Source organism: Aeromicrobium panaciterrae (assembly GCF_031457275.1).
Taxonomy (GTDB): Bacteria; Actinomycetota; Actinomycetes; order Propionibacteriales; family Nocardioidaceae; genus Aeromicrobium; species Aeromicrobium panaciterrae_A.
On sequence record NZ_JAVDWH010000001.1, the window covers coordinates 144,357 to 169,537 of the forward strand.

Annotated in this window: 23 protein-coding genes; 4 read left to right on the forward strand and 19 right to left on the reverse strand. The window is 63.8% G+C overall.

The window, feature by feature from the left end; translation table 11 throughout:
• The 5 genes from J2X11_RS00710 to J2X11_RS00730 form a co-directional block, all read right to left on the reverse strand.
• Positions 1-840: an MlaE family ABC transporter permease gene (locus tag J2X11_RS00710; RefSeq protein WP_309965359.1), complete on the reverse strand. Its 840-nt coding sequence runs from the start codon at positions 838-840 to the stop codon at positions 1-3.
• Entirely contained in the window at positions 840-1,613 is a 774-nt protein-coding gene (locus tag J2X11_RS00715; protein WP_309965362.1) for an MlaE family ABC transporter permease, read from the reverse strand. Before J2X11_RS00715 ends, J2X11_RS00710 begins: the two co-directional genes overlap by 1 nt.
• A 153-nt stretch (positions 1,614-1,766) precedes the next feature.
• Entirely contained in the window at positions 1,767-2,819 is a 1,053-nt protein-coding gene (locus J2X11_RS00720; RefSeq protein ID WP_309965365.1) for a ferredoxin--NADP reductase, read from the reverse strand.
• Positions 2,812-3,111, reverse strand: a complete 300-nt coding sequence (locus J2X11_RS00725; RefSeq protein ID WP_309965368.1) for a hypothetical protein — start codon at positions 3,109-3,111, stop codon at positions 2,812-2,814. Before J2X11_RS00725 ends, J2X11_RS00720 begins: the two co-directional genes overlap by 8 nt.
• On the reverse strand, positions 3,111-4,256 hold the full coding sequence (locus tag J2X11_RS00730) for a Rieske 2Fe-2S domain-containing protein (RefSeq protein WP_309965371.1): 1,146 nt from the start codon (positions 4,254-4,256) through the stop codon (positions 3,111-3,113). Before J2X11_RS00730 ends, J2X11_RS00725 begins: the two co-directional genes overlap by 1 nt.
• A 97-nt stretch (positions 4,257-4,353) precedes the next feature.
• Here J2X11_RS00730 and J2X11_RS00735 point away from each other — a divergent pair, with 97 nt between their 5' ends.
• From J2X11_RS00735 to J2X11_RS00745, 3 genes are read left to right on the forward strand one after another with little or no spacing between them, the layout of a single operon-like run.
• Positions 4,354-5,538: an acyl-CoA dehydrogenase family protein gene (locus J2X11_RS00735; RefSeq protein WP_309965374.1), complete on the forward strand. Its 1,185-nt coding sequence runs from the start codon at positions 4,354-4,356 to the stop codon at positions 5,536-5,538.
• 10 nt (positions 5,539-5,548) lie between these two features.
• Positions 5,549-6,640: an acyl-CoA dehydrogenase family protein gene (locus J2X11_RS00740; protein WP_309965376.1), complete on the forward strand. Its 1,092-nt coding sequence runs from the start codon at positions 5,549-5,551 to the stop codon at positions 6,638-6,640.
• On the forward strand, positions 6,637-8,181 hold the full coding sequence (locus tag J2X11_RS00745) for an AMP-binding protein (RefSeq protein ID WP_309965380.1): 1,545 nt from the start codon (positions 6,637-6,639) through the stop codon (positions 8,179-8,181). Before J2X11_RS00740 ends, J2X11_RS00745 begins: the two co-directional genes overlap by 4 nt.
• Here the strand turns inward: J2X11_RS00745 and J2X11_RS00750 are convergent.
• The 13 genes from J2X11_RS00750 to J2X11_RS00810 form a co-directional block, all read right to left on the reverse strand.
• Positions 8,178-9,170, reverse strand: a complete 993-nt coding sequence (locus J2X11_RS00750; RefSeq protein WP_309965383.1) for an alpha/beta fold hydrolase — start codon at positions 9,168-9,170, stop codon at positions 8,178-8,180. The genes J2X11_RS00745 and J2X11_RS00750 overlap by 4 nt on opposite strands.
• An 11-nt stretch (positions 9,171-9,181) precedes the next feature.
• The gene (locus J2X11_RS00755; protein ID WP_309965387.1) at positions 9,182-10,654 is read right to left on the reverse strand and encodes a wax ester/triacylglycerol synthase family O-acyltransferase; all 1,473 of its coding nucleotides are present in this window, start codon (positions 10,652-10,654) and stop codon (positions 9,182-9,184) included.
• Entirely contained in the window at positions 10,651-12,276 is a 1,626-nt protein-coding gene (locus J2X11_RS00760) for an AMP-binding protein (protein WP_309965390.1), read from the reverse strand. The genes J2X11_RS00755 and J2X11_RS00760 overlap by 4 nt, the downstream gene beginning before the upstream one ends.
• A gap of 7 nt (positions 12,277-12,283) precedes the next feature.
• Positions 12,284-13,069: a 1-acyl-sn-glycerol-3-phosphate acyltransferase gene (locus tag J2X11_RS00765; RefSeq protein WP_309965393.1), complete on the reverse strand. Its 786-nt coding sequence runs from the start codon at positions 13,067-13,069 to the stop codon at positions 12,284-12,286.
• Positions 13,066-13,881 (reverse strand): esterase/lipase family protein, encoded by an 816-nt coding sequence (locus J2X11_RS00770; RefSeq protein WP_309965396.1) that lies wholly within the window; start codon positions 13,879-13,881, stop codon positions 13,066-13,068. Before J2X11_RS00770 ends, J2X11_RS00765 begins: the two co-directional genes overlap by 4 nt.
• Positions 13,882-13,980: 99 nt before the next feature.
• Positions 13,981-14,601: a hypothetical protein gene (locus J2X11_RS00775; protein WP_309965399.1), complete on the reverse strand. Its 621-nt coding sequence runs from the start codon at positions 14,599-14,601 to the stop codon at positions 13,981-13,983.
• Positions 14,602-14,606: 5 nt separating this feature from the next.
• Complete coding sequence (locus J2X11_RS00780; RefSeq protein WP_309965402.1) at positions 14,607-16,148, reverse strand: choice-of-anchor P family protein; 1,542 nt, start codon at positions 16,146-16,148, stop codon at positions 14,607-14,609.
• Positions 16,145-16,852 (reverse strand): ABC transporter ATP-binding protein, encoded by a 708-nt coding sequence (locus J2X11_RS00785; RefSeq protein ID WP_309965405.1) that lies wholly within the window; start codon positions 16,850-16,852, stop codon positions 16,145-16,147. The genes J2X11_RS00780 and J2X11_RS00785 overlap by 4 nt, the downstream gene beginning before the upstream one ends.
• Positions 16,849-17,619 carry an ABC transporter ATP-binding protein gene (locus tag J2X11_RS00790; RefSeq protein ID WP_309965409.1) on the reverse strand — a complete coding sequence of 257 codons (771 nt, stop codon included), beginning with the start codon at positions 17,617-17,619 and terminating at the stop codon, positions 16,849-16,851. The genes J2X11_RS00785 and J2X11_RS00790 overlap by 4 nt, the downstream gene beginning before the upstream one ends.
• Positions 17,600-19,573, reverse strand: a complete 1,974-nt coding sequence (locus tag J2X11_RS00795) for a branched-chain amino acid ABC transporter permease (protein WP_309965412.1) — start codon at positions 19,571-19,573, stop codon at positions 17,600-17,602. The genes J2X11_RS00790 and J2X11_RS00795 overlap by 20 nt, the downstream gene beginning before the upstream one ends.
• 4 nt (positions 19,574-19,577) lie before the next feature.
• The gene (locus J2X11_RS00800; RefSeq protein ID WP_309965414.1) at positions 19,578-20,999 is read right to left on the reverse strand and encodes an ABC transporter substrate-binding protein; all 1,422 of its coding nucleotides are present in this window, start codon (positions 20,997-20,999) and stop codon (positions 19,578-19,580) included.
• 136 nt (positions 21,000-21,135) lie between these two features.
• Positions 21,136-22,239 carry an NAD(P)H-dependent flavin oxidoreductase gene (locus tag J2X11_RS00805; protein WP_309965416.1) on the reverse strand — a complete coding sequence of 368 codons (1,104 nt, stop codon included), beginning with the start codon at positions 22,237-22,239 and terminating at the stop codon, positions 21,136-21,138.
• Positions 22,239-23,888, reverse strand: a complete 1,650-nt coding sequence (locus tag J2X11_RS00810; protein WP_309965419.1) for an acyl-CoA synthetase — start codon at positions 23,886-23,888, stop codon at positions 22,239-22,241. Before J2X11_RS00810 ends, J2X11_RS00805 begins: the two co-directional genes overlap by 1 nt.
• A gap of 47 nt (positions 23,889-23,935) precedes the next feature.
• On the opposite strand from J2X11_RS00810, the gene J2X11_RS00815 reads away from it, so the two are divergent.
• Positions 23,936-24,742: a crotonase/enoyl-CoA hydratase family protein gene (locus J2X11_RS00815; protein ID WP_309965422.1), complete on the forward strand. Its 807-nt coding sequence runs from the start codon at positions 23,936-23,938 to the stop codon at positions 24,740-24,742.
• On the opposite strand, the gene J2X11_RS00820 is transcribed toward J2X11_RS00815, so the two are convergent.
• Positions 24,743-25,180, reverse strand: a complete 438-nt coding sequence (locus tag J2X11_RS00820) for a VOC family protein (protein ID WP_309965424.1) — start codon at positions 25,178-25,180, stop codon at positions 24,743-24,745.
• Between the last annotated feature and the right edge of the window lies 1 nt (position 25,181).

Consider the following 25,181-nt stretch of genomic DNA (forward strand, 5'->3'; position numbering starts at 1 on the left):
TCACCCCGTGATCCGCACTGTGGTCGTCGAGCCCCAGATGGCGAAGCTCAGGAAGAAGTTGGCGACGATGACCGTGACGATCGATGAACGGATCGCGTTGCCGACGGCCAGACCAACGCCTGCAGGGCCTCCCGATGCCGTGTAGCCGTGATAGCAGTGGATCAGGATGATCAGCACGGCGAGAACGATCAACTTGCCGAACGACCAGAGGATGTCGATCGGCGGCAGGAATTGTCGGAAGTAGTGGTCGTACGTGCCGACAGACTCCCCGTAGATCATCGTGGTGATGAGTCGGGGCGAGAGGTACGACGCGAGCAGTGCAACGGTGTAGAGCGGGATGACGGCGATGAAGCCGGCGATCATGCGGGTTGTCACCAGGAACGGCAGCGACTGCACGCCCATGACTTCGAGGGCGTCGATCTCCTCAGAGATCCGCATTGAACCGAGACGCGCGGTGTAGCCGCAGCCGACTGTGGCGGCCAGGGCGATCGAGGAGACCAGAGGTGCGACCTCGCGCGTGTTGAAGTAGGCCGAGATGAACGCGGTGAACTTCGCGACACCGATCTGGCTCAGCGATGCGTAGCCCTGCAGGCCTACCTCGGTACCGGCGAAGAATGCGAGGAAGGCAATGACGCCGACCGTTCCCGCGATGACCGAGAGCGCACCGACGCCAAAGACGACCTCAGCGAGGGTCTTCCAGACTTCTTTGCGGTAGTCGCGGAGCACCTTGGGGATGTAACCGAGGCACTTGACGTAGAACAGCAGTTGGTCGCCCATGCCCTCCAGGCGCGCGCGCTGAGACTTGGCGAATGAGGTGCCGAACTCGGTGAGGACGCTCATCACAGGCCTGCCTGTGGAACGAACTGGAAGTAGAGCGCCGTGATGATCGAGTTGATCAGGAACAGCAGCATGAACGAGAGGATGACCGACTCGTTGACCGCTCGCCCGACACCGGCAGGTCCGCCGCCGGCGTTGAGACCCTTGTAGGCGCCGACGATGGCGGCCATAAAGCCGAAGATCGCCGCCTTGATCATGGCGACCCAGATGTCGGTGAGGGTTGCAAGCGACGTAAACGAGGCGAGGAACGCACCCGCCGATCCGCCCTGCACGATGACGGTGAAGTAGTAGCCACCGGCGATACCGGCGACGATGACGATGCCGATCATGAGGACCGAGACGACCAGGGTTGCGGCTGCGCGGGGCACGACCAAGCGGTGGATCGGGTCGATGCCAAGGGTCTCCATGGCGTCAATCTCTTCGCGCATCTTGCGCGCACCCAGGTCAGCGCAGATCGCTGAGCCTGCTGCTCCAGCGATGATCAGCGCAGCAGCGATCGGTGCGGCTTCTCGTACGGTCGCCAGCACGGCCGTCGCTCCAGCGAATGATTCCGCACCCAGCTGACCGGTGAGGTTGCCGACCTGGAGCGCGATGACTGCGCCGAACGGGATCGAGACGAGGATCGTGGGCATCATCGTGACGCTCGCAACGAACCACGCCTGCTCAACAAACTCGCGGAACTGGAATCGAGACGTGAACGTCAGCTTGATGACGTCCCAAGCAAGGGCAAACACATGGCCGGGTCCACGAAGGACCATGGCGGGACTCATGCCCATGTGCCCTCCTGTAGCCATGCAAAACGGGAGTGACAGTACTGACGACAGAGAAGAATTCTCATTCGCGCTCCCAAGCGATGTCAGAACAGTAACGACGCAATGTGATCCGCGTTACGCCTTTGGGGTTTACCTTCAGGCGAATATCAGCATGGGTCACGAGTAGGTCACGCGTACTTTTTCGGTGATGGCGTCGCTCTGGCACGCCAAACGGATGCCTTCAGCGAGGTCTTCCTCGTCAAGAACGTCGTTGTTGCGCATCGACACATCGCCCTCAAGCAGACGCACGGCGCAGGCCGAGCACTCTCCCTCACGGCACGAGTAGGGCGCCTTGACGCCCTTGCTCTCGAGGTGCTCCAGGAGGGTCGTTCCGGGCTTCCAGTCGTCGAAGTCGAACTCCTCGCCATCGAGGTCGACCTGCAGGCGTACGGGCGGACCTGTGGGAGTCGCAGTGGCGTCATCCTCGGCAGGGGCTTCGACCGTCTGGACGTCGAACGGGTTGCCGCCGAGCGAAACGAACTTCTCCTGGTGGCGGCGCTCCCGGGGGAACTCCAGTTCCTTGAGTGCAGACGTCGCTGCCTTCATGAACGGGGCCGGGCCACATACGAAGGCCTCACGCTCGAGGTATTGCGAGGCGAACGCCTTCAGCTGCTCCTGAGTGGGCAAGCCCTGTACGGACTCGAGCCAGTGCACGACGTGGAGGCGTTCGGGCTGTGCAGCCGACAGTTCAGCGAGTGAGGCGTGGAAGATGACCGACTTCTCATCGCGGTTGGCGTAGAACAAGGTGATCTTGTTGACGCCATCGGCGAGGGCCGCGCGGATGATCGACATGACGGGCGTGATGCCGCTGCCGCCCGCGAACAGCAGCAGGTCGACGTCGAGATCCTTGGGAGTGAAGATGCCGCTCGGCGGGAGCACGCGGAGCTTGTCTCCCGCCTTGAGGTGCTCGCAGATCCAGCCGGATGCGTAACCGTCGAGGGTCTTCTTGACCGTGATGGTCAGCGGACCGTCATCGCCGGGTGTCGAGGAGAGGGAGTAGCTGCGAGCGACGAGTCCAGTCCGGTCGCTGGGAACCGCGACGGTCAGGAACTGGCCAGGCGCGTACTTGAATTCGGCGCGGTGCTCGCCGGGATCGAGGACAACGGACCGGGCATCGCCGGTCTCCTCGATGACCTCAAGGACCTCGAGCTCGTATGAAGGATCAGTCATCGTCCGTACCGACCGAGACTGCGCCATCGCGCACGGCTTCCTCGATCGACTTGTTCAGACGTGGGCAGCCGGCGTACACCGGTCGTCCACCCTCCTGCCGATTCATCTTGGCGAAGGTCGTGCAATCCGAGACCGCTTCCTGGGTCCACTGGATAGACGTGTGGTGCTCGCTGTTCTTGCGCACGAGCACGCGCGCCTTGCAGTCCATACATGGGAGCTCCTGCAGGTTGCTCTGGGTGTAGAGCGCCCTGTCTTCAAACGTCTCGGGGAGAGACGGGACGATATAGGCCATTACGCATCAGCCTTCTCGGCTTCGCGGTCCTCGGCCTCCTTGCGTGCAAGATTTTCGGCAACCTCTGCCCGCCAGTTCTCGTTGGCCTTGGTGGTGTCGACCTCAAACTCGAAGCGCTCAACCATCTCGGGCTCGATGTCAGCCTTGTCGACGTAGAACTGCTCGTACCAACGACGCAGCTGGTAGACGGGGCCGTCCTCTTCGCAAAGCAGCGGGTTCTGCACGGGGGCCTTGTTGAGCCAGATGGCGACATCCTGCTCGAAGCCGACCTTGAACGACTCGGCGTACTTGTCGCCGATGTACTTCGCGGTCGCCTCGTCGACACCTTCGGGCTTTTCAACGCACAAGCCGTACTGGAGGTTGAACGAGTTGGGGCCCGTCGGGACGTGGCAGTTGATCAAGATGACCTTGGTCAGGAAGCCGTTGTAGTCGGTGTCTAGCCAGTTGATCATGTAGGACGGCCCGAAGTAGGTAGCGACCGACTTGAGAACCAGGTCCTCGTCGCCGTAGCCCTCGGCCTTCATGTCCGGACGTCCGGTGGACTCCATGAACTGCGTGGCCTGATCGCCCTCGAACACGTTGCGGAAGTTCGTGGGGAACGCGAAGTGGATGTAGAAGAAGTGCGCCATGTCGACGACGTTGTCGATGATCTCGCGGCAGTGCGCGTTCTCGACGGGGAGAATCTCCCAGGTCCAGTCGGAGTACTTGTCCGTACCGACTCCGGGGAGCTCGGGCGGAAGCGCGTCCATGTCGGCTTCGCTGTGCTCAGGGTCGTGCCAGATGAGGAGCTGGCCGTTGCGTACGACGGCTTCGTAGCGCTGCGTACGAGCGCGAAGCGGTACGCGCTTGGCGTAAGGGATCGCCTTGCACTTGCCGTCGCCACCCCAGCGCCAGTCGTGGAAGGGGCAAGCGATCTCGTCACCCTTGACGGTGCCCTGTGTCAGGTCACCGCCCATGTGGCGGCAGTAGCCGTCGAGGACGTTGAGCTTGCCCTGGGAGTCGGCCCATACGACGAGCTTGCCGCCGAACGCCTGAACCTCATGGGGCTTGCCGTCGTTGAAGTCGCGCTCGAGGCCCAAGCAGTGCCAGCCACGTGCGAAACGATCCGGGACAGAACCAGCGTCCAATGTGCGGGTCTCAGTCACGATTGCCTCCCCACTTCCTTCATAAGGCAAAGTTCAAATCAAGGCGTGTGCGTCGGTCCATGTAGACCAAAACGAGAACACGTTATAGTTTTACCACATGTACGTCGCTCTGACACCTGACCAGCTTCGCCTTCGTGACGAGGTCCAAGGCTACTTTTCCGAACTTGTTACTCCGGAAATTCGCGCTGCGCTAGCCGCATCCACCGGAGAGTTCGGTGATGTCACCGTCTACAAGGACGTCATCCGCCAGCTCGGCACCGATGGCTGGCTCGGTATGGGCTGGCCCAAGGAGTACGGCGGCCAGGAACGCTCCATGGTCGACGAACTCATCTTCAGCAACGCTGCGATGGTCGCTGGCGTACCGATCCCCCACCTCACGCTCAACACCGTGGGCCCGACGATCATGCGCTACGGCAACGACGAGCAGAAGGACTTCTTCCTTCCCAAGATCCAGAAGGGCGAGCTGCACTTCTCGATCGGCTACTCCGAGCCCGGGTCCGGCACCGACCTCGCGTCGTTGCGTACCAAGGCGGAGCTCGACGAGTCCACCAACGAATGGGTCATCAACGGCCAGAAGATGTGGACCTCGCTGATCCAGTACGCCGACTGGATCTGGATGGCCTGCCGCACCGATCCCGACCTCGCTCGCCACAAGGGTCTTTCGATGATCCTCGTGCCAGCGCAGGCCAAGGGCGTCTCCTACACGCCCGTCCACACCATCGCCGGTGTCGGTACGAGTGCGACGTACTACGACAACGTGCGCGTCCCGGCCGACAACCTGATCGGTGGACGTGGCAACGGATGGTCGCTGATGACCAACCAGCTCAACCGTGAGCGCGTTGCGCTGACCTCGTCTGCACCGCTGGTGCACTCGATCGAGCTCGTCACCAACTGGGCCCGTGAGACCAAGAATGCCAACGGCGTACGCGTGATCGACCAGGAATGGGTACAGATCCTCCTGGGTCGCGCGCAGGCTCGTACCGATGCGCTGACACTCATGGGCTGGAAGCTCGCCGCCGAGATCGACACGCTCTCACCCGCAGATGCCTCCGCCATCAAGGTCTACGGCTCCGAGCTCGCGGTCGAGGTCTACCGCGCTCTCAAGGAGATCGTCGGCCCCGGTTCCGGCATCGCTGCCGGCTCGGCTGGTGCGGCACTGGCGGGCCGTCTCGAGCGCTACTTCCGCTCGTCGCTCGTCATGACGTTCGGTGGCGGCACCAACGAGATCCAGCGAGACATCATCGGCTACGTCGGGCTCGGTATGCCGGCCGCGAAGCGTTAAGGGACACGACATGGACTTCACACTTCCTCCCGAGGCCGAAGAGGCAGCAGCACTCGCCGCGACGATCCTCAAGGACCACACCACGACCGAACGCCTGGTCAAGGTCGAGGCCGGCGGCAACCGGTTCGATCCCGTGCTGTGGAAGGCACTCGGCGATGCCGGGCTGCTGAGCCTCACGACTCCTGAGTCGCACGACGGTGCCGGTCTCGGATTCCTCGAGCTCTGCCGCGTCCTAGTCGAGGTCGGCCGTACGGTCGCCCCCGCCCCACTCGCAGTCGATTCCGTGGCACGCCTGTTCCTGGCCGAACATGGCACAGACGAGCAGCGACAGACTGCGTACGCCGCCAGCGTCCTCAGCGCAGCGGTTGCTGAGGAGCACGAGTACGTACCGTCCGTCCCCACCACGACTGCTGCGCTCGATGGTTCGGAGTACGTGCTCGCCGGCACCAAGTACCTCGTCCACGCCGCCACCGTCGCCGACGCCTTCCTCGTCACGGCAACCACGCCGGACGGAACTGGAGTCTTCCTGGTCGACGCTGACGCGTCGGGCCTGCAGATCCGCGAGCAGAAGCTCAGCGATGGCGATGCCGTTGGCCTCGTCGAGCTTGCCGGCGTACGCGTTCCCGTTGATCGCTTGATCGGCAGCGGCGATGCCGCCCAGCGTCTGGTCGACCTATTGACCGTCGCCAGCTGTGCCGTACAGCTCGGCGTCACCGAAGGTGCACTCACGCTGACCGCCGAGTACGCGAAGGTACGCGAGCAGTTCCAGCGGCCGATTGGCACGTTCCAGGCTGTGTCGCAGCGCCTCGCCGATGGCTACATCGACACTCGCTTCCTGGCTCTCACCCTGTGGCAGGCTGCCTGGCGTCTGGCCGAGGGCTTGCCCGCGACCGAAGCAATCGCGACTGCCAAGCTCTGGGCATCCGACGCGGGCCACCACCTCGCGCACACGACGGTGCACATCCACGGTGGCGTAGGTGTCGACTTGGACGGCGAGGCACATCGCTACTTCACCGCCGGTACGCGCTACGACTTCGAGTACGGCGGGGCGACCGAACAAGCCCTGCGCCTCGGCAAGCTTCTGGCTGCCGAACCGGCGTGACGATCCGGGACCTGCTTCTCGCAAGAGCTGAGCAGGACACCCCGGCACTTCTGACTCACGATCGCTCGTGGACGTGGCGCGAGCTCGTCGCCGACGCGTCGTCGAGGTCAGCGGCCATCGCGGGCTTGCTGGACCCTGCTCTTCCGCCGCACGTCGGACTGCTGATGGACAACACCCCGGAGATGCTTCTCGGGCTGTCAGCGGCGGGTCTGGGCAGTCACGTCGCCGTCGGCGTCAACAGCACGCGTCGCGGTGACGCGCTCTCGGCTGACCTGCAGCGCGCAGACGTACAACTCCTGCTGACTGACGAGACGCAGAAGCACCTACTCGATGGGCTCGACCTTGGTGACATCCGAGTGATCGACACCGGCAGCGCTGAGTGGGCCGACCTCCTCGTACCGGCCGCCGCACCTGAGGCTGCACCGACCAAAGACTCGCTGTTCATGCTGATCTTCACCTCGGGCACGAGTGGTCGACCCAAGGCCGTACGGATCACCCACGAGAAGATCACGGTCCCGGGGTTCTATCTCTCCGACAAGCTCGGGCTCGGACCCACCGACGTGCACTACGTCGCGATGCCGCTGTTCCACTCCAACGCCGTCATGGCCGGTTGGGCGCCGGCTCTCTACAACGGCGCAACCGTCGCCCTGCGCGAGAAGTTCTCGGCGTCCGAGTTCCTGTCGGACATCCGCCATTTCGGAGCAACGTACGCGTCGTATGTCGGCAAGCCGCTGACGTACGTACTTGCCACACCGGCCCAGGCCGACGATGCGGACAATCCGCTTCGCTTCGTCTTCGGCAACGAAGCCGGCGACCGCGATATCAAGGCGTTCGGGGAGCGCTTCGGCTGCTACGTGGTTGATGGGTTCGGCTCGACCGAGAACGCTGTCATTGTGAGCAAGATCGAGGGGACTCCCCCAGGCGCCCTGGGTTGGCCAGCCGATGGTGTTGCCATCTACGACCCCGAGACCGTGACCGAGTGCCCGCGCGCGATCCTCGATGAGAACGGTCGCGTCACCAACCTCGACGAGTGCGTGGGCGAGCTGGTCAACACAACGGGTGCCGGACAGTTTGCGGGCTACTATAACGACCCTGAGGCCACCGCCGAGCGGATGCGCGGCGGTATGTACTGGTCCGGGGACCTCGCCTATCGAACGGACGATGGCTGGGTCTGGTTTGCCGGGCGCACAGCAGCCTGGCTCCGGGTCGACGGTGAGAACCTTGCCACCGCGCCGATCGAGCAGATCCTGATGCGCCATCCGGCAATCGATCAGGTCGCCGTGTACGCCGTTCCCGACGAGCGAGCCGGTGACCAAGTGGCTGCGGCTCTCGTGCTCCGTGGCGAGCTTGCTGCTGATGAGCTTGAGCAGTTCCTTGATGAGCAGCGCGACCTGTCACCCAAGGCACGGCCGCGCTACATAAGAGTGGTCGACAACCTTCCCCGTACGGCGACCCACAAGGTGCTGCATCGCGAGCTCACCGCCGCCGGCGTCGCCGACGTCACGTGGACCCGCGAAGAACGCGGCACCGCGTACCGCTAAGCCCCAAGCCGGGTTTTCAGCACGTCCGCTTTGGGCTTCTTTCGCGCAATTCTGGCTGTCACATCGGCCAGGGCCTCGAGGAACACCGGGCGCCAGTTCTCGGAGTCGAGCACAACTGACGCATGTCCTCCGGATGCCATGAACGTCTTGGCGCCCGGGATCAAGGCTGCCATTTCAAGCTGTCGCTCTGCCGGGATCACCTTGTCCTCGGACGTGACAACGACGGCGCTCGGGACAGTGACCGAGGCGAGGTCCTTGCGCGCATCGAAACGGCCCAGCTCAGCCAGCACCTCCGGAAGTGACCAGAAGCTGGTCGCCCGGAACTCTGACCACGCCCACTGCATCACGTCGTCCTGTTCGATTTCGGACAGCGGCGGGAGAGAGTCGGCCTTGCTCCTGACCTTCGACGATGTGTGCCGCCGGCTGATGGCGGTGATGGCTCCAAGAACCGGATAGAACAGGGCTTCAGCCTTGTTGCCCTTCCACGTCGGCGCCGTCGAGCACAGCATGAGGCCCGAGATACGTCCGGGATGGCGCCGCACCAAAACCTGAGCCAAAGCACCACCCATGGAATAGCCGACAACGACGACCTGCTCGATGTCGAGGGTGGTCAGCAGGGCGTCGATGTCGTCAGCGCACTCGTTCAAGCTGAAGCGATCCGCGGGCAGTCCACGACCGTGCCAGCGCTGATCCATCAGCACAACGCGATGGTCAGCGCGCAGCTCATCAACCGTCGTGAACCAGCACAGCGACGCAGTGGTGGCGATCCCATGCAGTAGGAGCACTGTTGGCGCACCGGGAAATGGTTCGCCTGTGTCCACGACGCAGGTTTCGCCGCGACCTTCCAGATTGATCATGGTGCCCGGCGGAAGTGGGGACCGATCCGGGACCTTGCCGGACCTGCGGACCGCCACACGCATCCCGCTTCGAGCCGCAGAACCCGTCAACCGCGTCGCCACCCCAGCAGCAGCGCCCAATGTGTGTGTCATGTGCTTCATGATCATGCGCTCGCTTCGTCCGGATTGTCTTCTGCCGTTGTGGCACTGGATACGACTTCGGGTTCAAGGTCCAACTCGGCCAGCGCCGCCGGGAAGTAGGACGCCAGCACTTCCACATCTGGAAGCAGATCCGAGCAGGCCAGCAAAGAGAAGTTCAGCTTGGAGACGTAGCTCCACACGGTCACATTGAGACCGATGCCGTCAGCCAGCGGTCCGACACTGAACACATCGCTGAGTCGGGCGCCACCGATCGAGACGGGTTCTCTCGGACCCGGCACGTTGGAGACGGTGGCGTTGAACGCTGGCGCATGCAATGACGCACCCTTCGTACGCGAGTAGGCCCGCACCACGATCGGCAACACGCTCGGCGGCATGAACTGACCCCAGTCGGTCATCAACTCCAGGCCCATGTGCCGTTGAATCTGCTTGGCACTGCTGCTGGTCCGCGAGATGTGAAGAAGACGCTCGATCGGATCATCGATGTCAGTCGCCAACGTGGTGAACATGTTGGAGATCCGGTTGCCGCCCAACCTCGGCGCCGACCCGCTCTCGTCTGCTCCGATCGGCACGCCAGCCGTCAGCGATCGTGAGGGACGTTCGTCGTGGGCGACCAGCCAACGGCGTAGCGCCCCTGACACCACCGCGAGCACGACGTCGTTGACCGTGACACCTTCTTGTTGTGCGCGAATGCGCTTCACATCGCCGAACGGCAGCGTGACCGTGGCGAAACTTCGCGGCGCAGTCAGCGACTTGTTGAAAGACGTACGCGGAGCGTGGAGTACAGGCAGGGGCACATCCCTGCCGGACGTACGCCGATAGCGGCCGGCCGCAAACAGCCCCCGGACCGTACGGAGGATCAGCGCCGGGAGCAGAACAATTTGCACGATCGCGTCCAACAAGGCGCGCTTCATGAGCCACAGTCGGCCGGGAATCTTGTCCGTCGATTCAAAGACGTCATCCGGCGCTGGCGGCACGGCCGCACTACGTACATCAGTGACGTTGCCCAACAGCGCGTTGGCCGCTGCGCCGTCGGCGAGCGCGTGATGCATCTTGCCCACGATTGCGACGCGACCGTCAGCGAGGCCCTCGCAGTAGTGCAGCTCCCACAACGGGAACCGGCGATCGATCTGGGTGCTGGCGATTCGCCCGATCAGCACTTCGAGATCGCGCATGGTGCCGTCGCCTGGGACCCGATGACGGAACATGTGGCGCTTGGGATTGATCCGATTGAGAGTCACCCACATCGGGTGATTGAGTCCGAACGGAATCGGCACTATGCGTCGCCGCATGGGAGGCAACCGACGCAGTCGGGCCAACGTTCCGCTAACGAAGGAGTCGTAGTTGAGGTGCTCGTCCGGGTCGAGGATCGCGATCTTCAACGTGTGCATGTGCACGGCCGGCGTCTCGAGGTAGAGGAAGCCTGCGTCGACACCATCCATGCGCTCGACCGCTGGGTGCACACGAGCCGCACTCATGAGGTCACCGCCGGCAGCTCTCGAGCCATCACCTTGCCGGAGGCGTTGCGTGGCAGTTCGTCAAGGAAGACCACTTCCCGCGGAACCTTGTAGCCGGCAAGCATCGAGCGGACATGGTCCTTGAGGGTGGCAGCGTCGACCTCAAAGTTCGGGACAACGTACGCGGCCAACCGCTGACCGAAAGCCTCGTCGGGGACTCCGACGACAACGACCTCGCGTACGGCGTCGTGGGCGCCCAGAGCCTTCTCGACCTCGATCGGATAGACGTTCTCGCCGCCACTCACGATCATGTCGTCGTCGCGACCGATGACAAAGAGCAGCCCAGTGGAGTCGAGGCGACCGACATCGCCGGTGACCATGTAGTCCCCGATGAAATCTTTGCTGGCACCGGACGTGTAGCCATCAAATGGCGAGGTGCCGCGTACCGCGATCCGGCCGACCTCGCCCGCGGCCAGATCCGCATCTTCGTCGTCGACAATCCGGACCAGCGATCCGCGTACGGCTCGACCAGCGGTGTCTGGAGCGATGCGCAGATCTGCGGGTCTGGCGACGCTGATCTGTCCCACCTCGGTTGCGTTGTAGCTGTTGTGGACCACGTCGCCGAAACGATCCATGAAGGCGATGACGGAGTCCGGCCGCATCCGCGAACCACTCGCCGAAACGAAGCGCAAGGTGTCCAACGAGTAGCGGTCGAGGACGTCAGCTGGCAGGTCCATGATTCGCTCGAGCATCACCGGTACGACCGACAGCCCGGTGGCGTCGTGCTCGTCGACCAGGGCGAGCGTCGCCTCCGGGTCGAACCGTCGACGCATGATCGCCGTGCAGGTCATGGTGGCCGCGATGACCAGCTGTCCGAACCCCCAGGCGTGGAACATCGGAGCGGCAACCACGGTCTTCTGACCGCCGCGCCACGGGATCGCTTCGAGCATTCCGGCTAACTCGTCGGGCCCGCCGCCAGAGCGTTGGGCGCCCTTGGGTGAGCCGGTGGTTCCGGAGGTCAAGAGCACGACTCGACCCGGTGCGGACGCATGCGGAGCTGGCGTGCGCAGATGTTCGCCGATCAGCCCGTCAACGGTCAATCCGTCAACGTCACCATCGGTCCAAGCCAGGACCTCGACCAGGCCGTCGACGCGACCGCGAACGTCGGTGAGCACCCCGTCGAACTCCTCGTCATACACAATCACTCGCGCACCCTCGCGCTCCATGACCTCTGCAAGCTGCGGACCCGAGAAGCCCGTGTTGAGCAGCAGCGCGTGGGCGCCGATCCGAGTGCTGGCGAGCAAGGCATCGACAAAGCCGCGATGGTTGCGAGCGAGGATCGCGACGGATTCGACCGGTCCCCCGTTGGCTGCGATCAGACCAGCGCCGAGCGCGCCGGCTCGCTGTTGGATCTCTGTCCAGGTCAGACTGCCGCGCTCATCGACAATGCCGATCCCGTTGGGGGCGCGTACCGCAGCAAGCGCAAAGCCACTCGTCGAATGGGTGCCCTGAGTCCGGATCACCTTGACGAATCCGACGTACTTGTCGGGTCGCATGAGGGTCATCATTCGGCTGCCGAACAGCACCTTGCCAACCCACAGCTGTTCCATCAGCGCGACCCAAAGACGACGTACGACCTGCATGCGGACCTCAGCCCAGAACCGGGAAGCGTCGTTGACTGGCCAGCAGGTCTAGAGCTTCCTGCATCCGGCCGCGGATCACCGCATCCACCTCGGCGATGTCGGGATCGGTCCCAAACTCGGCAGCGATGTCGATGGGTTCGAGCACCTGCGTCACGATCTTGGTCGGCAGCGGGAGATTGACCGGGAATGCGGCGGTAAGCCCGAACGGGAAGCCGAAGCTGATCGGGAAGTACGGCATCCGCATTGCCTTGAGGACCGGGTTGAACCTGGCGAGAGCGGCGCCACGGCTGATGTGGAACTGGTCCTCCTGACCACCGATCGAAACCACAGGAAGGATCGGAACCCCAGCAGCCAGTGCCGTACGCACATAGCCGGTGCGACCACCAAAGTCGACGACGTTTGCCTTGCTCTGCTCACGCAGGCAGTCGTAATCCCCACCGGGGAAGACGATCGTGGCACCGCCGGACGTCAGCACTTCATGGGCGTTCTCCCGAGTCGCCGGGATCATGCCGTACTTGCGCATGATCGGCCCGAGCGGACCGGTGAACAACACGTCGTGCGACAGACAGTAGAGCGGTCGTCCTTCGCCGAACACGTCGGCGATCCCCACCGCGATGATCGGCACGTCCATCGGCAGCAGTCCACCTGAATGGTTGGAGACGATGAGGACTCCACCCTCGGGCAGTCGGTCCATGTTGCGGACCTCGCTACGGAAATAGCCCTTCATCGCAAGTCGCAGGAACGGCAGGACCTTGGCAACCGACTCTGGTGCCCTTCCGTCGATGTCACTCATGCGGGCTTCCTTTGCTGGTTCGCGGAAGTACGGCCGGCCAACTGGCGCCATTCGAAACGATGCCAGTCGGCGGGGTCCTGAAGGAGACGATTGACGACAACCGCGAGCACTACCGGGCTGGCAACCATTCCAACGTGGCTGCTCAGAACCTCGACGTTCTCTGCAATCGCAGGGACGGTGGTCTCGTCGACTGAACAACCAGACCATGAGGTGATGCCATCGGAGCGCGACCAGATAGCCGTCGTCGGGACCGGGACGGGCTGCCTCAGCTGGTCGACGATGTCACGAGCCCGGTCGGACAGGCCGTAGCGAACCCGAGACTTCTCGAACATGGCCGTCGCGCGGGTGCGCTCGCCCTCAGCCCTCCAGGGAGAGCCGAGGCAAATGATCTGCCGTACGCGGTCCGGGTACTCGTGCGCGAGGCGACGGGCCAGAAGTCCACCAAAGCTCCAGCCGACAATCGACACGGGCTCGTCATGGCGGTCGGCGATTTCGAGGAAACGCTCGATCAATCCGTCAACCAGCTCATCCGTGAGGCCGACATTGCGACCCTGTCCCCAGCCGTACACGTGGAATCCGCGACGCCGAAGGTGACTGCGCAATCGGCCGGTCATGAAGTCCGTCGCGCTGAAGCCCGGCAGCACCAACACGGGACGACCCTTGCCAACGTCGTTGCGACGCGTGACGGTGTCGATCGTCCGCGACGACGCGTACTCACCGATCCAGCGAGGGAACTCCAGTGCCGTCAACAGACGCGGAGGCGCCGTTGATTCCGAACCGGCCGCAGACTCGCTGCCTCCAAAGTCATACACGACGTGCTCCCGACCTTGTGGAAACTAGAACACGTTCTAGTATGCCCGCGTATGACGCATGGCGTCCAATTGCCATTTTGAACTGCAACGCCCGATTGATCAGGTCGTCGCTTGCTTCCGGCAGAGGCGGCACTGCGTGAGCTCGTTGGCATCCGGACCCGCCGGACGCAGATCCTCACGACCCGAGATCAAGCTGCAGTCAGCGCGGTGCACGGTCGTGCCGCGGCCAGCCATCACCAGGACGGCGCCCGGATCCTTGGGACGAACCACGGCACGTACCTGTCCGCGCTTCGCACCGGACCCATCCGATTCGAGCGAGGCACCCGCAGCCATGGCGGTGTTGCGCGCCACCGAATTGGCCAGCCGGAGCACCGAGTCAGAGAGCTGACGCTGTGATTCCTTCTGGTCGCCTGCGATGCGGGCCAGCCACGACCCGAAGTAGAGGAACCCGCCGACGAACGTCATGCCGAGTCCGAAGACTGCCGAGACCAAGTAAGCGATCTGGTCGTACGCATAGGGAGTGTGCGCGGCGCCGTACCAGCCGAGGCCGATCACGATCAGACCAGCGGGCAGGAGAATCGCACCGGCAATGAACAGGACCAGGTGCAGCATCTGCACAGGGTTGTCGCGCAGCGGTGCCGTGCCGTCTCGCGATCCTGCGCGAGGCATCACATGCGGCGCTCCCTTGGCGGGCTGGGCAGCAATCTGTTGCGTTGTCATGGCCTTCAGGCCTTTCTGAGATCCGGGATACCGGCCTGGAGGCCGAACGAACAGTCATTGGCTCCGCCGAACAGCAGGAGGCCTGCTTGGCGCAGGTACCAAGCCACGCCGCTGGCGAGCAGTGCACCGCCGATCAGCAGGATCATCGGCAAGCTGCGCAGCGGGGGCATTCCCTTGGCCACTGGAGCGGCCGTGGTGTCGTCGCCGCCGAGGTCAGTCGTGGGCGGTACGTCATCGAGAGCGGGCGCAAGGCCCCCTCCGGCGCCAGCGGCAGGCCCTGCACCGCCTCCGCCGAGGTCCGCCAACGTGATGGTGGAGGCCGAGGCCTCCGAGTAGCCCAGTCGCAGGACGATCTTGGGTGCAATGGTGTTGATGGACAGCAACAGACCCTTGAGTATGTTGCCTTGCTGAAGATCGGGGAGACCGTTCACCAAGTCGTCCAGCGGCAGCTTCGGAAGGTTCTTGCGCAGCGGTGCGGTGTCGATCGTGACTCGAGCCGCTTCAGCAATGATCTTGGCCGTGGATCCGCTTTTGGTGATCTCGGGCTTGGGTACCTCGATGGCAACCCCCAGCGTCTTGAGCAGGTCCGCGGCAGAGGTCGGGATGCCAGGGATCGGAGTGACCTTGCCGACCGCGGTGAATCCGTCGGGGCCGTACGCGAACTTCTGACCGGCGACCGTCATGCCGCCGACATCGACCGTCTGCGACGTGATCGCGCCTCCGTCTAGCGTGCTGGTCACCTTGGTGACAACGTTGACGCCGGTGAGCTTGATAACGCCAGCGAGCAGCCGAAGCTCACCGATACGACTCGTCGCCGTGGCCACAGCAGTTGTGCCGTCATAGTCGGAGCTCGAGACGCTCGTCATGCCGTCGAAGTCGATCAGCAGACCCAATGTGCCCAGCGGGTTCGTGGACGGTGCAGGCGTTGCGCCGAAGAGCCCCGTCAGAGCGTCGAGCGGGTTGGCTGGGGGCGCCTTGCTGTCGCCGGCATCGCCGTCATTCACGTCGGTCGGGGTGTAGGCGACCTTGGCGACGGTCCTCTTGTCACCAGCCTTGACCCGACCGATCATCCCCGGGAAGAACTCTTGGTACTGCTCGGGCGTATCGCCCGGGAAGCCGGCATTGGCCTGAACTGGGTAGCCGCCGCCAGTGAGCGCCGCCGGCAAGCCAAGCTGCTCGCCGAAGGTCTTGAGGCCTTCACCGACGGCCGCCCCGGGCCAGAAGGCTGAGGCACGAGCCGACGTCGCTGGTCCGGAGCCACCGAGCACCCGTGTGTAGGAGAGGTCGAACTCGCCCTGCGGCTCCGTGGGGATCGGAATAACGGGCTCGAAGATCTCGAGCTTGATCGGAGTGGCCGTCGCCGCGGTGCTGAACCCGCCGTACGCCACCGCCTGGGCAGGCGCGGCTCCGGACGCAGTCCCGCCCGCGAGCAGACCAAACGCGAGCAGGCTCGCGGCGGTACGCTTCGCGCGTCGACTCATCGAACGTGCGCGTCCGACGACCGTCTTGTCGTAGAGCGTCTTGTCGTTTCGAGCGCCACGGGTCATGCGGCACCTCCCAGGATCACGTCGGCCATGATGTCGTTGATCTCGTCAGGTTCGCCGGTTGCCACGATGCGGCCGCCGGTCATCACTGCCGCGTAGTCGGAGATCTTCAACGCAGTGCGCGCGAACTGCTCGACGACCAGGATCGAAACGCCGGACTGGGCGATCTGACCGACGGTTTCGTAGAGCTCATCGACGATCAGTGGGGCCAGGCCCATCGACAACTCGTCGAGCAGCAGCAAGGCCGGGTCCGAGCTCAGGGCACGCGCCATCGCGAGCATCTGCTGCTCGCCGCCCGACAGGGTTCCGGCGAGCTGGAAACGACGTTCGTGCAGTCGTGGGAAGTAGGAATATGCGGTGTCGAACACCTTGTAGGCCTCCACGCCCGCGTACGACATCAGCAGCAAGTTCTCCTCAACCGTGAGGTTGGGGAAGACACTTCGTCCTTCGGGGACGGTGGTCAGACCCAGTCGCGCCAGGTCGTCGGCCTTGGCACCTCGAACGTGAACGCCCGCGAGGTGGATGTCGCCCGAGGTCTGCTCCATCTGGCCCGATACGACCTTGAGGAGCGTGGACTTGCCGGCGCCGTTGGGGCCGAGCAGCGCCATCACGGCACCACGCGGGACGGAAAGGCTGACTCCGCGCAGAACCTCAATGCGGCCGTACGCGGCATGCAGGTCGACGATTTCAAGAATCGGCACGCTCATAGCGCCACCTCTTTCGTCACGGCTACGTCTTCGTCGCTGTAGCCGAGGTAGGCCTTCTGGACCGCCGGATCCTTGCGGATCTGCTCGGGCGTGCCCTGGGCGATGATCGATCCGAAGTCCAGAACGTGGATCTCGTGGCAGACGCGCATCACGAGGTCCATGTCGTGCTCAACCATCAGAACAGTGCGACCTTCAGCCGCAAGGTCGAGAAGCAGGCCACCAAAGGCCTCGGTCTCGGCTTCGTCCAGTCCGGAGGACGGCTCGTCGAGAAGCAAGAGACGAGGGTTGCGGGCGAGCGCTCGGGCAACTTCGAGGAGACGCGCGGTGCCGGTCGGAACGGAGTCAGCACGCTCCTCGGCGTAGTCCAGGATGCCGACCCGTTCGAGCAGAGCGTCGATCTCGGCGTCGGCCGAGCCGTCGACTGCTCGCATGAACCCGCGGAATCCGTCACGGATGTCGATTGCGACGCGAACATTGTCCTCGACGGTCAGCGAACCGAAGGCCTCAAGGCGCTGGAACGTACGGCCCATGCCATGCCGCGCGCGTCGGGGCACGGGCATCCTGGTGATGTCCTTGCCGTCCAGGATCACCCGACCTGCCGTCGGTGTCTGCAGCCCGGTGATGACATTGAAACAGGTGGTCTTGCCGGCGCCGTTCGGTCCGATCAGGCCCGTGACAGTGCCTCGCTCGACCTCGAAGTTTGCGTGGTTGACGGCAGTCACACCGCCGAACCGGACGACTACGTCCTTAACGTGAAGCAACGACATCCGGATCCACCTCCTTCTGGCTCTCGAGGAGTTCGTCATCGAACTCGTCATCGTCGACATATCTCGACCTGGCGAGCGCCGGGAATCTCTTGACGAGCCACGGGTAGACGTCGTCCTGGAATTTGCCGGGAATCTGGAACAGCTTGTTGGCCAATCCATTCGGGTCGCGAGCAAGGATGACCGCGCCGAGGCCGAGGAGCAGGAACAACAGGCCCGCGATCGACGGGCTGTCCGACTGGGCCACCGGGAGGTACATCAGGAAGATTCCGCCGAGGGCCGCACCGGTCACCGACGTGACACCCCACACGACCGCCATCAGCAGCAACAGCAGGCTGGCAAAGAACTGGAAGTCGAAGGCCACGATGGTGCCTCGTAGGCCGGCGAACAGAGCACCCGCGAAGCCAGCGATGCCGGCAGACGCGGCGAACAGACCCACCCGAAGCCAGCGCATGTCGACTCCGAGCGTTCCGGCGCCTGCCGGACTGTCACGCACAGCAACCAGGATCCGGCCCAGGCGTCCACGCCGTACGGCAAGGACGACCAACGCAATGAGTACGAAGAAGACGGTCATCATGACGGCGTATCGGCCGGTGCCGTCCAGGTTCAACCCAAGAATGGAAAGGCGTTCAGCCTTGAGCGGGTTGTTGAACTCGAACGCGATCGCGGACTGGAACAGCAACTTGTCCATGAGCTGGGCAAACGCCAGCGTCGCCAACGCGAGGTAGAGGCCGGTGAGCCGCAGGACGGGAATGGCCACCAAGGCACCGACGGCAGCAGCAACGAGTACGGCGATGAAGAGCCCCAACAAGTTGGGCTGATCGATCTTGGCGTACGCCACGGCGCCGACTCCGGCGAAGGTGAACTGGGCCAGCGAGACGTAGCCGCCGTAACCGGTCAACAGAACCAGGGAGAGCATGACGATCGCGTAGGTGGCCGCAGTGCCTACCAGCAGGAGGTTGGAGCCGGACAGGACGACGGAGAGCACCATGACACCGACGATGAGCGCCGCTCCCCAAGCGGCGGCTCGACCGAGCGTCGGCACCGGTGCGGAGACGATGCCCTTGACCTGACCAATGCGCAGTGGCGCCTGGGGCAGCAACACCAGGATCGCGAACAGGAACAGCGTTGGAATGACAGCCGCCAGACCAGGAACCTCTTTGTGGAACGGGATCTTGTCGAGATAGCCGACGACATAGGACTGCCCGATGCCAAGCGCCATGGCGCCGATGTAGGTCATGGGCAGGTTGGTGAGCTTGCCGAGCATCGCGGCGGCGTACGCCGAAATCACCAGCAGAGTCAGGTCGTAGTACTGAAGACCGATCACTGGGGCAAGCAAGATGCCGGCCAGAGCGGCGAGCGAACAGCCGATCGCCCACGCAAGCGCCGCCACGAGCTGCGGTCGGCCGCCATAGAGCTGAAGCAGCTCCGGATTGTCGACCGAAGCGCGCATGCCCGTACCGATGCGTGTCCGGGCCAGAAGGACGTAGAGGCCCATCGCCACGATGATGGAGATGATCACGGTGATGACCTGGTGCCAGGTGACCGTGATGTCGCCGACCTCGATCATGCGCCCCTTGAAGAACTGCGGCAGTGTCCGCGACTCCGGCGGCCAAATCTGCGTGGCTACACCAATCAGGGCGACTAACAAGCCGACGGTCACGACCAGCGAGACGCTGACTGGCGCAGAGCCAAGGCCACGAGCGAGCACTCGTTGCACGAAGACACCAAACAGCGGAGCGGCCACGAAGAGCACGAGAACTAGCGAGAGCCAGACGGGTATGTCCTGCCTGATCGAGAAGTCCCAGTAGACAAAGGCGAAGACCATGCCGACGGCGCCGTGGGCGATGTTGAAGACGCGCGTGGTGCTGTAGGTCAGCACCAGACCACTGGCCGCAATGGCGTACGCCGCACCGGTGAATATCCCGATGATCGTGTACGAAATGAACTCAGTCACGAGATCACGCCTTGCCCGCGCCGTGGCACACGTACGCGGTGCCCTTCAACGGCACCCACTTGCCGCCACGCAGCTGGAGGAACCTGACACAGGAGGGCGAGTGCTTGCCGCCCACGTCCATCGGGCCATGTGCACCGTCGGCCTTCCAGTCACGGACGCCCCTCACGCTTGCGACGAGCGAGGACCGAGTGAGCTTCCCGCCCAGACTGAGCGACTGTGCGACGAACAGTTTGGTGGCCGACCAGGCGAACAGCCCGAAGAACGTCGGGGCCGCGCCCGGGGCAACCTGCTGGAGCCACCGCTTGTAGAGGTTGATCTCCGGCTGCGACTCTTCGAAGGGGGTGAAGTTGGTGAACGTGATCGAGCCTTCGACCGCGGATCCACCACTCCTGACGAAACCGGCGTCGTACACAGTCGGGTCGAAGAACTTCACGTCAGGCTTGAAGTTGGCCGACTGCATGGCCTGTGCGAGGCGGACACCCTGTTGGTAGCCGCCGATGAACTGCACCCAGCGCACACCCTTGCTCTTCATCTGCTGGACGTAGGGGCCGTAGTTGAACTCGGCAACATCGATGCCTGAGGAATACACGAACTTCATTCCGCGTCGCGTCTCGATCTTCTGCTGGGTGACCGCGTTCTCGGCGGACGCTCCGGCGTTCAGGTAGAGGAAGGCGGCCTTCTGGCTGGCGGCCTTGTAGTGCTTGACGAAGAAGTCGGGGATCGCATTGCTGAACTCACGCGCACCAGTTGCCTGTGCGCCGAAGCAGGTGCTGCAAGCGTTGCGGGTTGCGGTGACCGCCGCAGTACGGATGTCGGGAAGTCCGCACCTCTGGGCCGTCGCGGCTCCACCCGAGTCGAACGCTGACATCGAGCCGACCGCTGCGAAGACTGATTCGCAGAGCTTGGTGTAGGCCTGCTGATCGGCACCCGCATCCGTACGGGAGTCCAGAGTGGTCAGCGCAAGCTTGCGACCACAGATGCTGGTCGTCGCGTTGAAGTAGGCGATGTACGCCTTCGTGCCCTGCTGAGCCGCCGTGAACAGACCCGGCACCGGACCACTGATGTCGGACGAGTTGCCAAGCAGGATCTGCTTGTCGGTGATGCCCTTCTGGTTCTTGAACCCGTCACATGAGGCGGACTTCACGCCGGGGATCGATGCTCCGCCGCCCGAGTCTCCGGTGCCACTGTCGCCGGCATCCGGGCCGGCATCCGCCGGCGTATCGCCAGATCCGGTGACATCGCCGGGCGTTCCGCCGCCGCTGACGCCGTTCGGGTTGTTGGCCGATTGAACGTACTCAGGGTCGAGTGTCGAGCCACCGCAAGCAGCAGCAAGTACCAGCGCGAATGTGACTAGAGCACTGCCTGCTACGCGTCGGACGCGTTGGTGCTTGTTTGAGCCATCGGGGTTTGAGCGCAGTCGTCGCAAGACAGAAGCCTTAACTGTGATCGGGAGTGTGATCGGGAGTGTGGGTCGGGAGTGTGACCCAGAACACCATCACCAAGGTAAGGCAGTGATCGACTCAAAGCACGCAATTTCTAGAACAAGTTCTAGAAATCTTGATCTACAGCGACGAAAGACGCTTGACGGTCTCTTCGTACTCGCTGATCAGATCAGCCATGACCTCGGCGACCGGGCGAACCTCGTTCATCGATCCGACGATCTGACCGACAGGCATCGAGATGACGTCCGGGTTGCCCGCAGAGTTCATCCGGCTGTGCGCGTCAGCGACCAGCAGATTCTGCAGCGGCATCGGCAGCGGCGTCGGCGCATCTTCGGCCTCCCACGCTTCGGTCCACTTGGTCTTGAGGAGACGAGCCGGCTTGCCGGTGTAGACGCGCGTACGAACGGTGTCGGCGCTGGATGCGCGGAGGAACGCCTCGGTCATACCTGCGTTGGTGTTGAGGTTCGCGTACTCCGAAGTCGTCAGCCAGACCGAACCGGTCCAGACGCCCTGGGCGCCAAGCGCGAGTGATGCGGCGACCTGGCGGCCTCGACCGATGCCACCTGCTCCGAGCACGGCCACGTCGGGACCGACTGCGTCGACGATCTCAGGGGTGAGCACCATGCTGGCGATCTCACCGGTGTGTCCGCCAGCTTCATAGCCCTGGGCGATGATGATGTCGACGCCGTTGGCGACGTGCGACATGGCGTGCTTGGCAGCACCGGCCAGAGCGGCAACCTGTACGCCTGCGGCGTGGGCCTGGTCGATGACGTCCTTCGGCGGCGATCCGAGCGCGTTGGCGATGAGCACCGGTCGGTGCTTGCCGTTGAGGGCGATGTCGACGTGTGAGCGAGCAACCGAGTGCAGCCAGCCAAGGACGCCTTCACGGCCTTCACCCTCGGGCAGCGGCGGTACGCCAAGCTGCTGCAGGGTGCGATCCACGAAGGAGATGTGCGCTTCGGGGATCATCGCCTTGAGGTCGACCGACTTGCCCTCGGTGGGGATCTTCATCGGCATGACGACGTCGACGCCGTACGGCTTGCCGTCGGTGTTCTCATCCATCCAGTCCAGGACGCCGTCAAGCTCGTCGGCGTCGTTGAACCGCACGCAGCCCAGAACGCCGAGTCCTCCGGCGCGTGAGACAGCAGCGGCGACGTGCTCGGACGGGGTGAAGGCGAAGATCGGGTACTGAATCCCGAAACGTTCGCAAAGTTCGGTGTGCATCAGGCGTTAGCCCCTTCTGCGTTCTGGGCCTCGAGCAGGAGCTCCTTGGCACGGGGGTACTGCGCCTTGCCTGTGGCGTTGCGCGGGATTTCCGGAACGAGCGTCAAAACCCGCGGAAGCTTGTAGCCGGACAGGAACTCGCGCAGGTAGTCGCGCAGTTCCTCGAGCTCGAGGGTCTCACCCTCGCGCGGCTGGATCAGTGCGGCGACGGCCTGGCCGAACTTTTCGTCGGGGATGCCGACGACCAGTACGTCGTAGACGGCCGGGTGGCGCTTGATCGCCATCTCGACCTCTTCGGGGTAGACCTTCTCGCCGCCGGTGTTGACGCAGTTGGAGCCACGGCCCAGCAGAGTGACCTTGCCGTCTTCCTCGATTCGGGCGAAGTCGCCGGGAACCGAGACGCGCAGCCCGTCGACGACCAGGAAGGTCTCCGCGGACTTCTTCTCGTCCTTGTAGTAACCAACCGGCACCGATCCACCGCGGCCGAGGCGGCCGATCTTGCCGACGTTGGTGGCCAGGTCAAGCACGTTGTTGTCCTCGTCGAGGACGACGCTGCTCGGGCCGAGACCGACGACAGGGCCGTCGCTCGAGATGTGCGTCTTGTCCTGCATACCCATGCCCTGGAAACCGGTCTCGCTCGCGCCGACGGAGTCGGTGTAGACGGGGTTGGGGAGGGCTTCGATCCAGCGCTCCTTGACCTCCGGGGAGAAGATCGCTGCGCTGCTGGAGACGGCGAACAGGCTCGCACCGGAGTAGGGCTCACCCGTGGCGGCCTTGCGCTCGAACTCCTCGATCAGCGGTCGCGCCATGGCGTCACCGGTCATGAAGATCAGCATCACGCCGTTCTCGTCAATGATTTCCCAGGTGCGCTGAGCGTCGAACTTCGGCTCCAGGATCGTCAGGTGACCGGCGAACAGGTGCATCAGCAGACCCGCCTGGGCACCACCGTGCATCAGCGGGCTGAGCGGGAAGGTGACCATGCGGCCTTCCTGCGCTGCCTGCTTTGACTGGTCGAACTCCTCGAGCTTCTCGCCGGTGTAGAAGTCGATGCCACCACCGAGCGTGCGCCAGAAGTCCTCGTGACGCCACATGACGCCCTTCGGGAAACCTGTGGTGCCACCGGTGTAGATGATGTGGAGGTCGTCGGCGCTGCGCTCTTCGAAGTCACGCTCGGCGGACTGATCGGCGATCGCGTCGGCGTACAAGACGCCGTCGAAGGCGGAGATGTCTGACTGATCGTCGGGCTCGATCACGTCGGGGATGACGACAACGGTCTGCAGCAGCGGGTGGTTCGGCTTGGTCTTGGCAACCAGCGGCGCATACGTGCGCTCGACGATCAGGGCCACCACGTCAGCGTTCTCGAACAGGTAGTTGAGTTCGCCCTCGACGTACCGGTAGTTGACGTTGATGTTGACCGCGCGGATCTTGACGATCGCGAGAACCGCGATGACGTGCTCGATGCTGTTCTTCGCGTAAACGGCGACGTGTTCACCGGCCTTCACGCCTCGGGACTGCAGGTAATGCGCCAGTTTGTTGGACTCGGTCTCGAGTTCTGCATAGGTGACGGTTCGCTCACCCACCTTGAGAGCCAGGTTCTGGGGAGCTGCGTCAACTGCGTGCTCGAAAAGGTCAGCAATGTTCAGTGCCATGAGGCCAAGACTAGAACACGTTCTCGTTTTTGACTACGCTGCCCTCTATGCCTGAAACAGCAGATACCTCCTCCCCCGACTGTCTCGTCGAGCAGGACGGTCACAAGCTCATCGTGACGATGAACCGACCCGAGCGCCGCAACGCGCTCTCGTCCCAGATGCTCCGGATCATGGAAGACGCATGGGACCGGGTGAATTCCGACCCCGAGATCCGCGTCTGCATCCTGACCGGCGCTGGTGGCTTCTTCTGTGCGGGCATGGACCTCAGCACAGCGAACGAGAAGCCGCCGGGAGACAGCTTCGAGTCGGGCGACTTCGACCCGACCATCCTCAAGGGCTTGCTCAAGGGTTTCCGTCTCACCAAGCCGTTGATCGCAGCAGTCGAGGGCCCGGCAATTGCCGGTGGCACCGAGATCCTGCAGGGCACCGACATCCGAGTCGCCGGCGAGTCCGCCAAGTTCGGTGTCGCCGAGGCACGCTGGAGTCTCTACCCGCTGGGCGGCTCAGCCGTACGCCTTCCGCGCCAGATCCCGTACACCGTCGCCGCGGAGCTGCTGCTGACCGGCCGACCGATCCTTGCCCCTGAGGCGAAGGAGCTCGGCCTGATCGGCCACGTCGTACCGGACGGCACCGCGCTGGCCAAAGCGCACGAGCTCGCGGACATGATCGCGGCCAACGGACCGCTCGCAGTCCAGGCGATCCTCAAGACGATGCGCGACTCCGAGGGCAAGCACGAGGACGACTGCTGGGCCGACGACGCCAAGGTCGGCGCCGCAGTCTTCAAGTCTGACGATGCCAAGGAAGGACCGCGGGCATTCCTCGAGAAGCGCCCCGCACAGTTCACCGGCAAGTAGCTAGCCGATCTCCTCTGCCAGGGCGACGATGATGCCAGCGGGGCCGCGGAGATAACAGAGTCGGTACGAGTTCTCGTACTGCGCCACCTCGGGGCCGAGCAGTTCGGCACCGTGGGGGCGCAGTCGTGCGATCGTGTCGTCGATGTCATCGACGGCAAACATCACCCGATGCAGGCCGATCGTGTTGGGCACAGGCGGCGACGCCGCGATCGCCTGCGGTGCGTTGTATTTGGTCAACTCCAGCCGGCCCGGAGCATCAGGGATCCGCATCATCGCGATCTCGCTCTTGATGCCATCGAGTCCGACGGCGAGATCGGCGAAGGCGCCTTCGATCTCCATCCGTCCCTCGAGCTCCATGCCGAGCTCTGCGAAGAATGCGATCGCGGCATCGAGGTCCTCCACGACGATGGCGACATTGTCCATGCGTTGAATGGCCATG

Coding starts and splice junctions, on each gene's coding strand:
- J2X11_RS00755 (WP_309965387.1), bottom strand. CDS start 10,654: ATGAGTGCGGCTCGTGTGCACCCAGCGGTCGAGCGCATGGATGGTGTC.
- J2X11_RS00725 (WP_309965368.1), bottom strand. CDS start 3,111: ATGGCCTATATCGTCCCGTCTCTCCCCGAGACGTTTGAAGACAGGGCG.
- J2X11_RS00720 (WP_309965365.1), bottom strand. CDS start 2,819: ATGACTGATCCTTCATACGAGCTCGAGGTCCTTGAGGTCATCGAGGAG.
- J2X11_RS00820 (WP_309965424.1), bottom strand. CDS start 25,180: ATGGCCATTCAACGCATGGACAATGTCGCCATCGTCGTGGAGGACCTC.
- J2X11_RS00810 (WP_309965419.1), bottom strand. CDS start 23,888: ATGGCACTGAACATTGCTGACCTTTTCGAGCACGCAGTTGACGCAGCT.
- J2X11_RS00750 (WP_309965383.1), bottom strand. CDS start 9,170: ATGACACACACATTGGGCGCTGCTGCTGGGGTGGCGACGCGGTTGACG.
- J2X11_RS00740 (WP_309965376.1), top strand. CDS start 5,549: ATGGACTTCACACTTCCTCCCGAGGCCGAAGAGGCAGCAGCACTCGCC.
- J2X11_RS00790 (WP_309965409.1), bottom strand. CDS start 17,619: ATGTCGTTGCTTCACGTTAAGGACGTAGTCGTCCGGTTCGGCGGTGTG.
- J2X11_RS00715 (WP_309965362.1), bottom strand. CDS start 1,613: ATGGGCATGAGTCCCGCCATGGTCCTTCGTGGACCCGGCCATGTGTTT.
- J2X11_RS00710 (WP_309965359.1), bottom strand. CDS start 840: ATGAGCGTCCTCACCGAGTTCGGCACCTCATTCGCCAAGTCTCAGCGC.
- J2X11_RS00760 (WP_309965390.1), bottom strand. CDS start 12,276: ATGCAGGTCGTACGTCGTCTTTGGGTCGCGCTGATGGAACAGCTGTGG.
- J2X11_RS00805 (WP_309965416.1), bottom strand. CDS start 22,239: ATGCACACCGAACTTTGCGAACGTTTCGGGATTCAGTACCCGATCTTC.
- J2X11_RS00815 (WP_309965422.1), top strand. CDS start 23,936: ATGCCTGAAACAGCAGATACCTCCTCCCCCGACTGTCTCGTCGAGCAG.
- J2X11_RS00775 (WP_309965399.1), bottom strand. CDS start 14,601: ATGACAACGCAACAGATTGCTGCCCAGCCCGCCAAGGGAGCGCCGCAT.
- J2X11_RS00765 (WP_309965393.1), bottom strand. CDS start 13,069: ATGAGTGACATCGACGGAAGGGCACCAGAGTCGGTTGCCAAGGTCCTG.
- J2X11_RS00780 (WP_309965402.1), bottom strand. CDS start 16,148: ATGACCCGTGGCGCTCGAAACGACAAGACGCTCTACGACAAGACGGTC.
- J2X11_RS00735 (WP_309965374.1), top strand. CDS start 4,354: ATGTACGTCGCTCTGACACCTGACCAGCTTCGCCTTCGTGACGAGGTC.
- J2X11_RS00785 (WP_309965405.1), bottom strand. CDS start 16,852: ATGAGCGTGCCGATTCTTGAAATCGTCGACCTGCATGCCGCGTACGGC.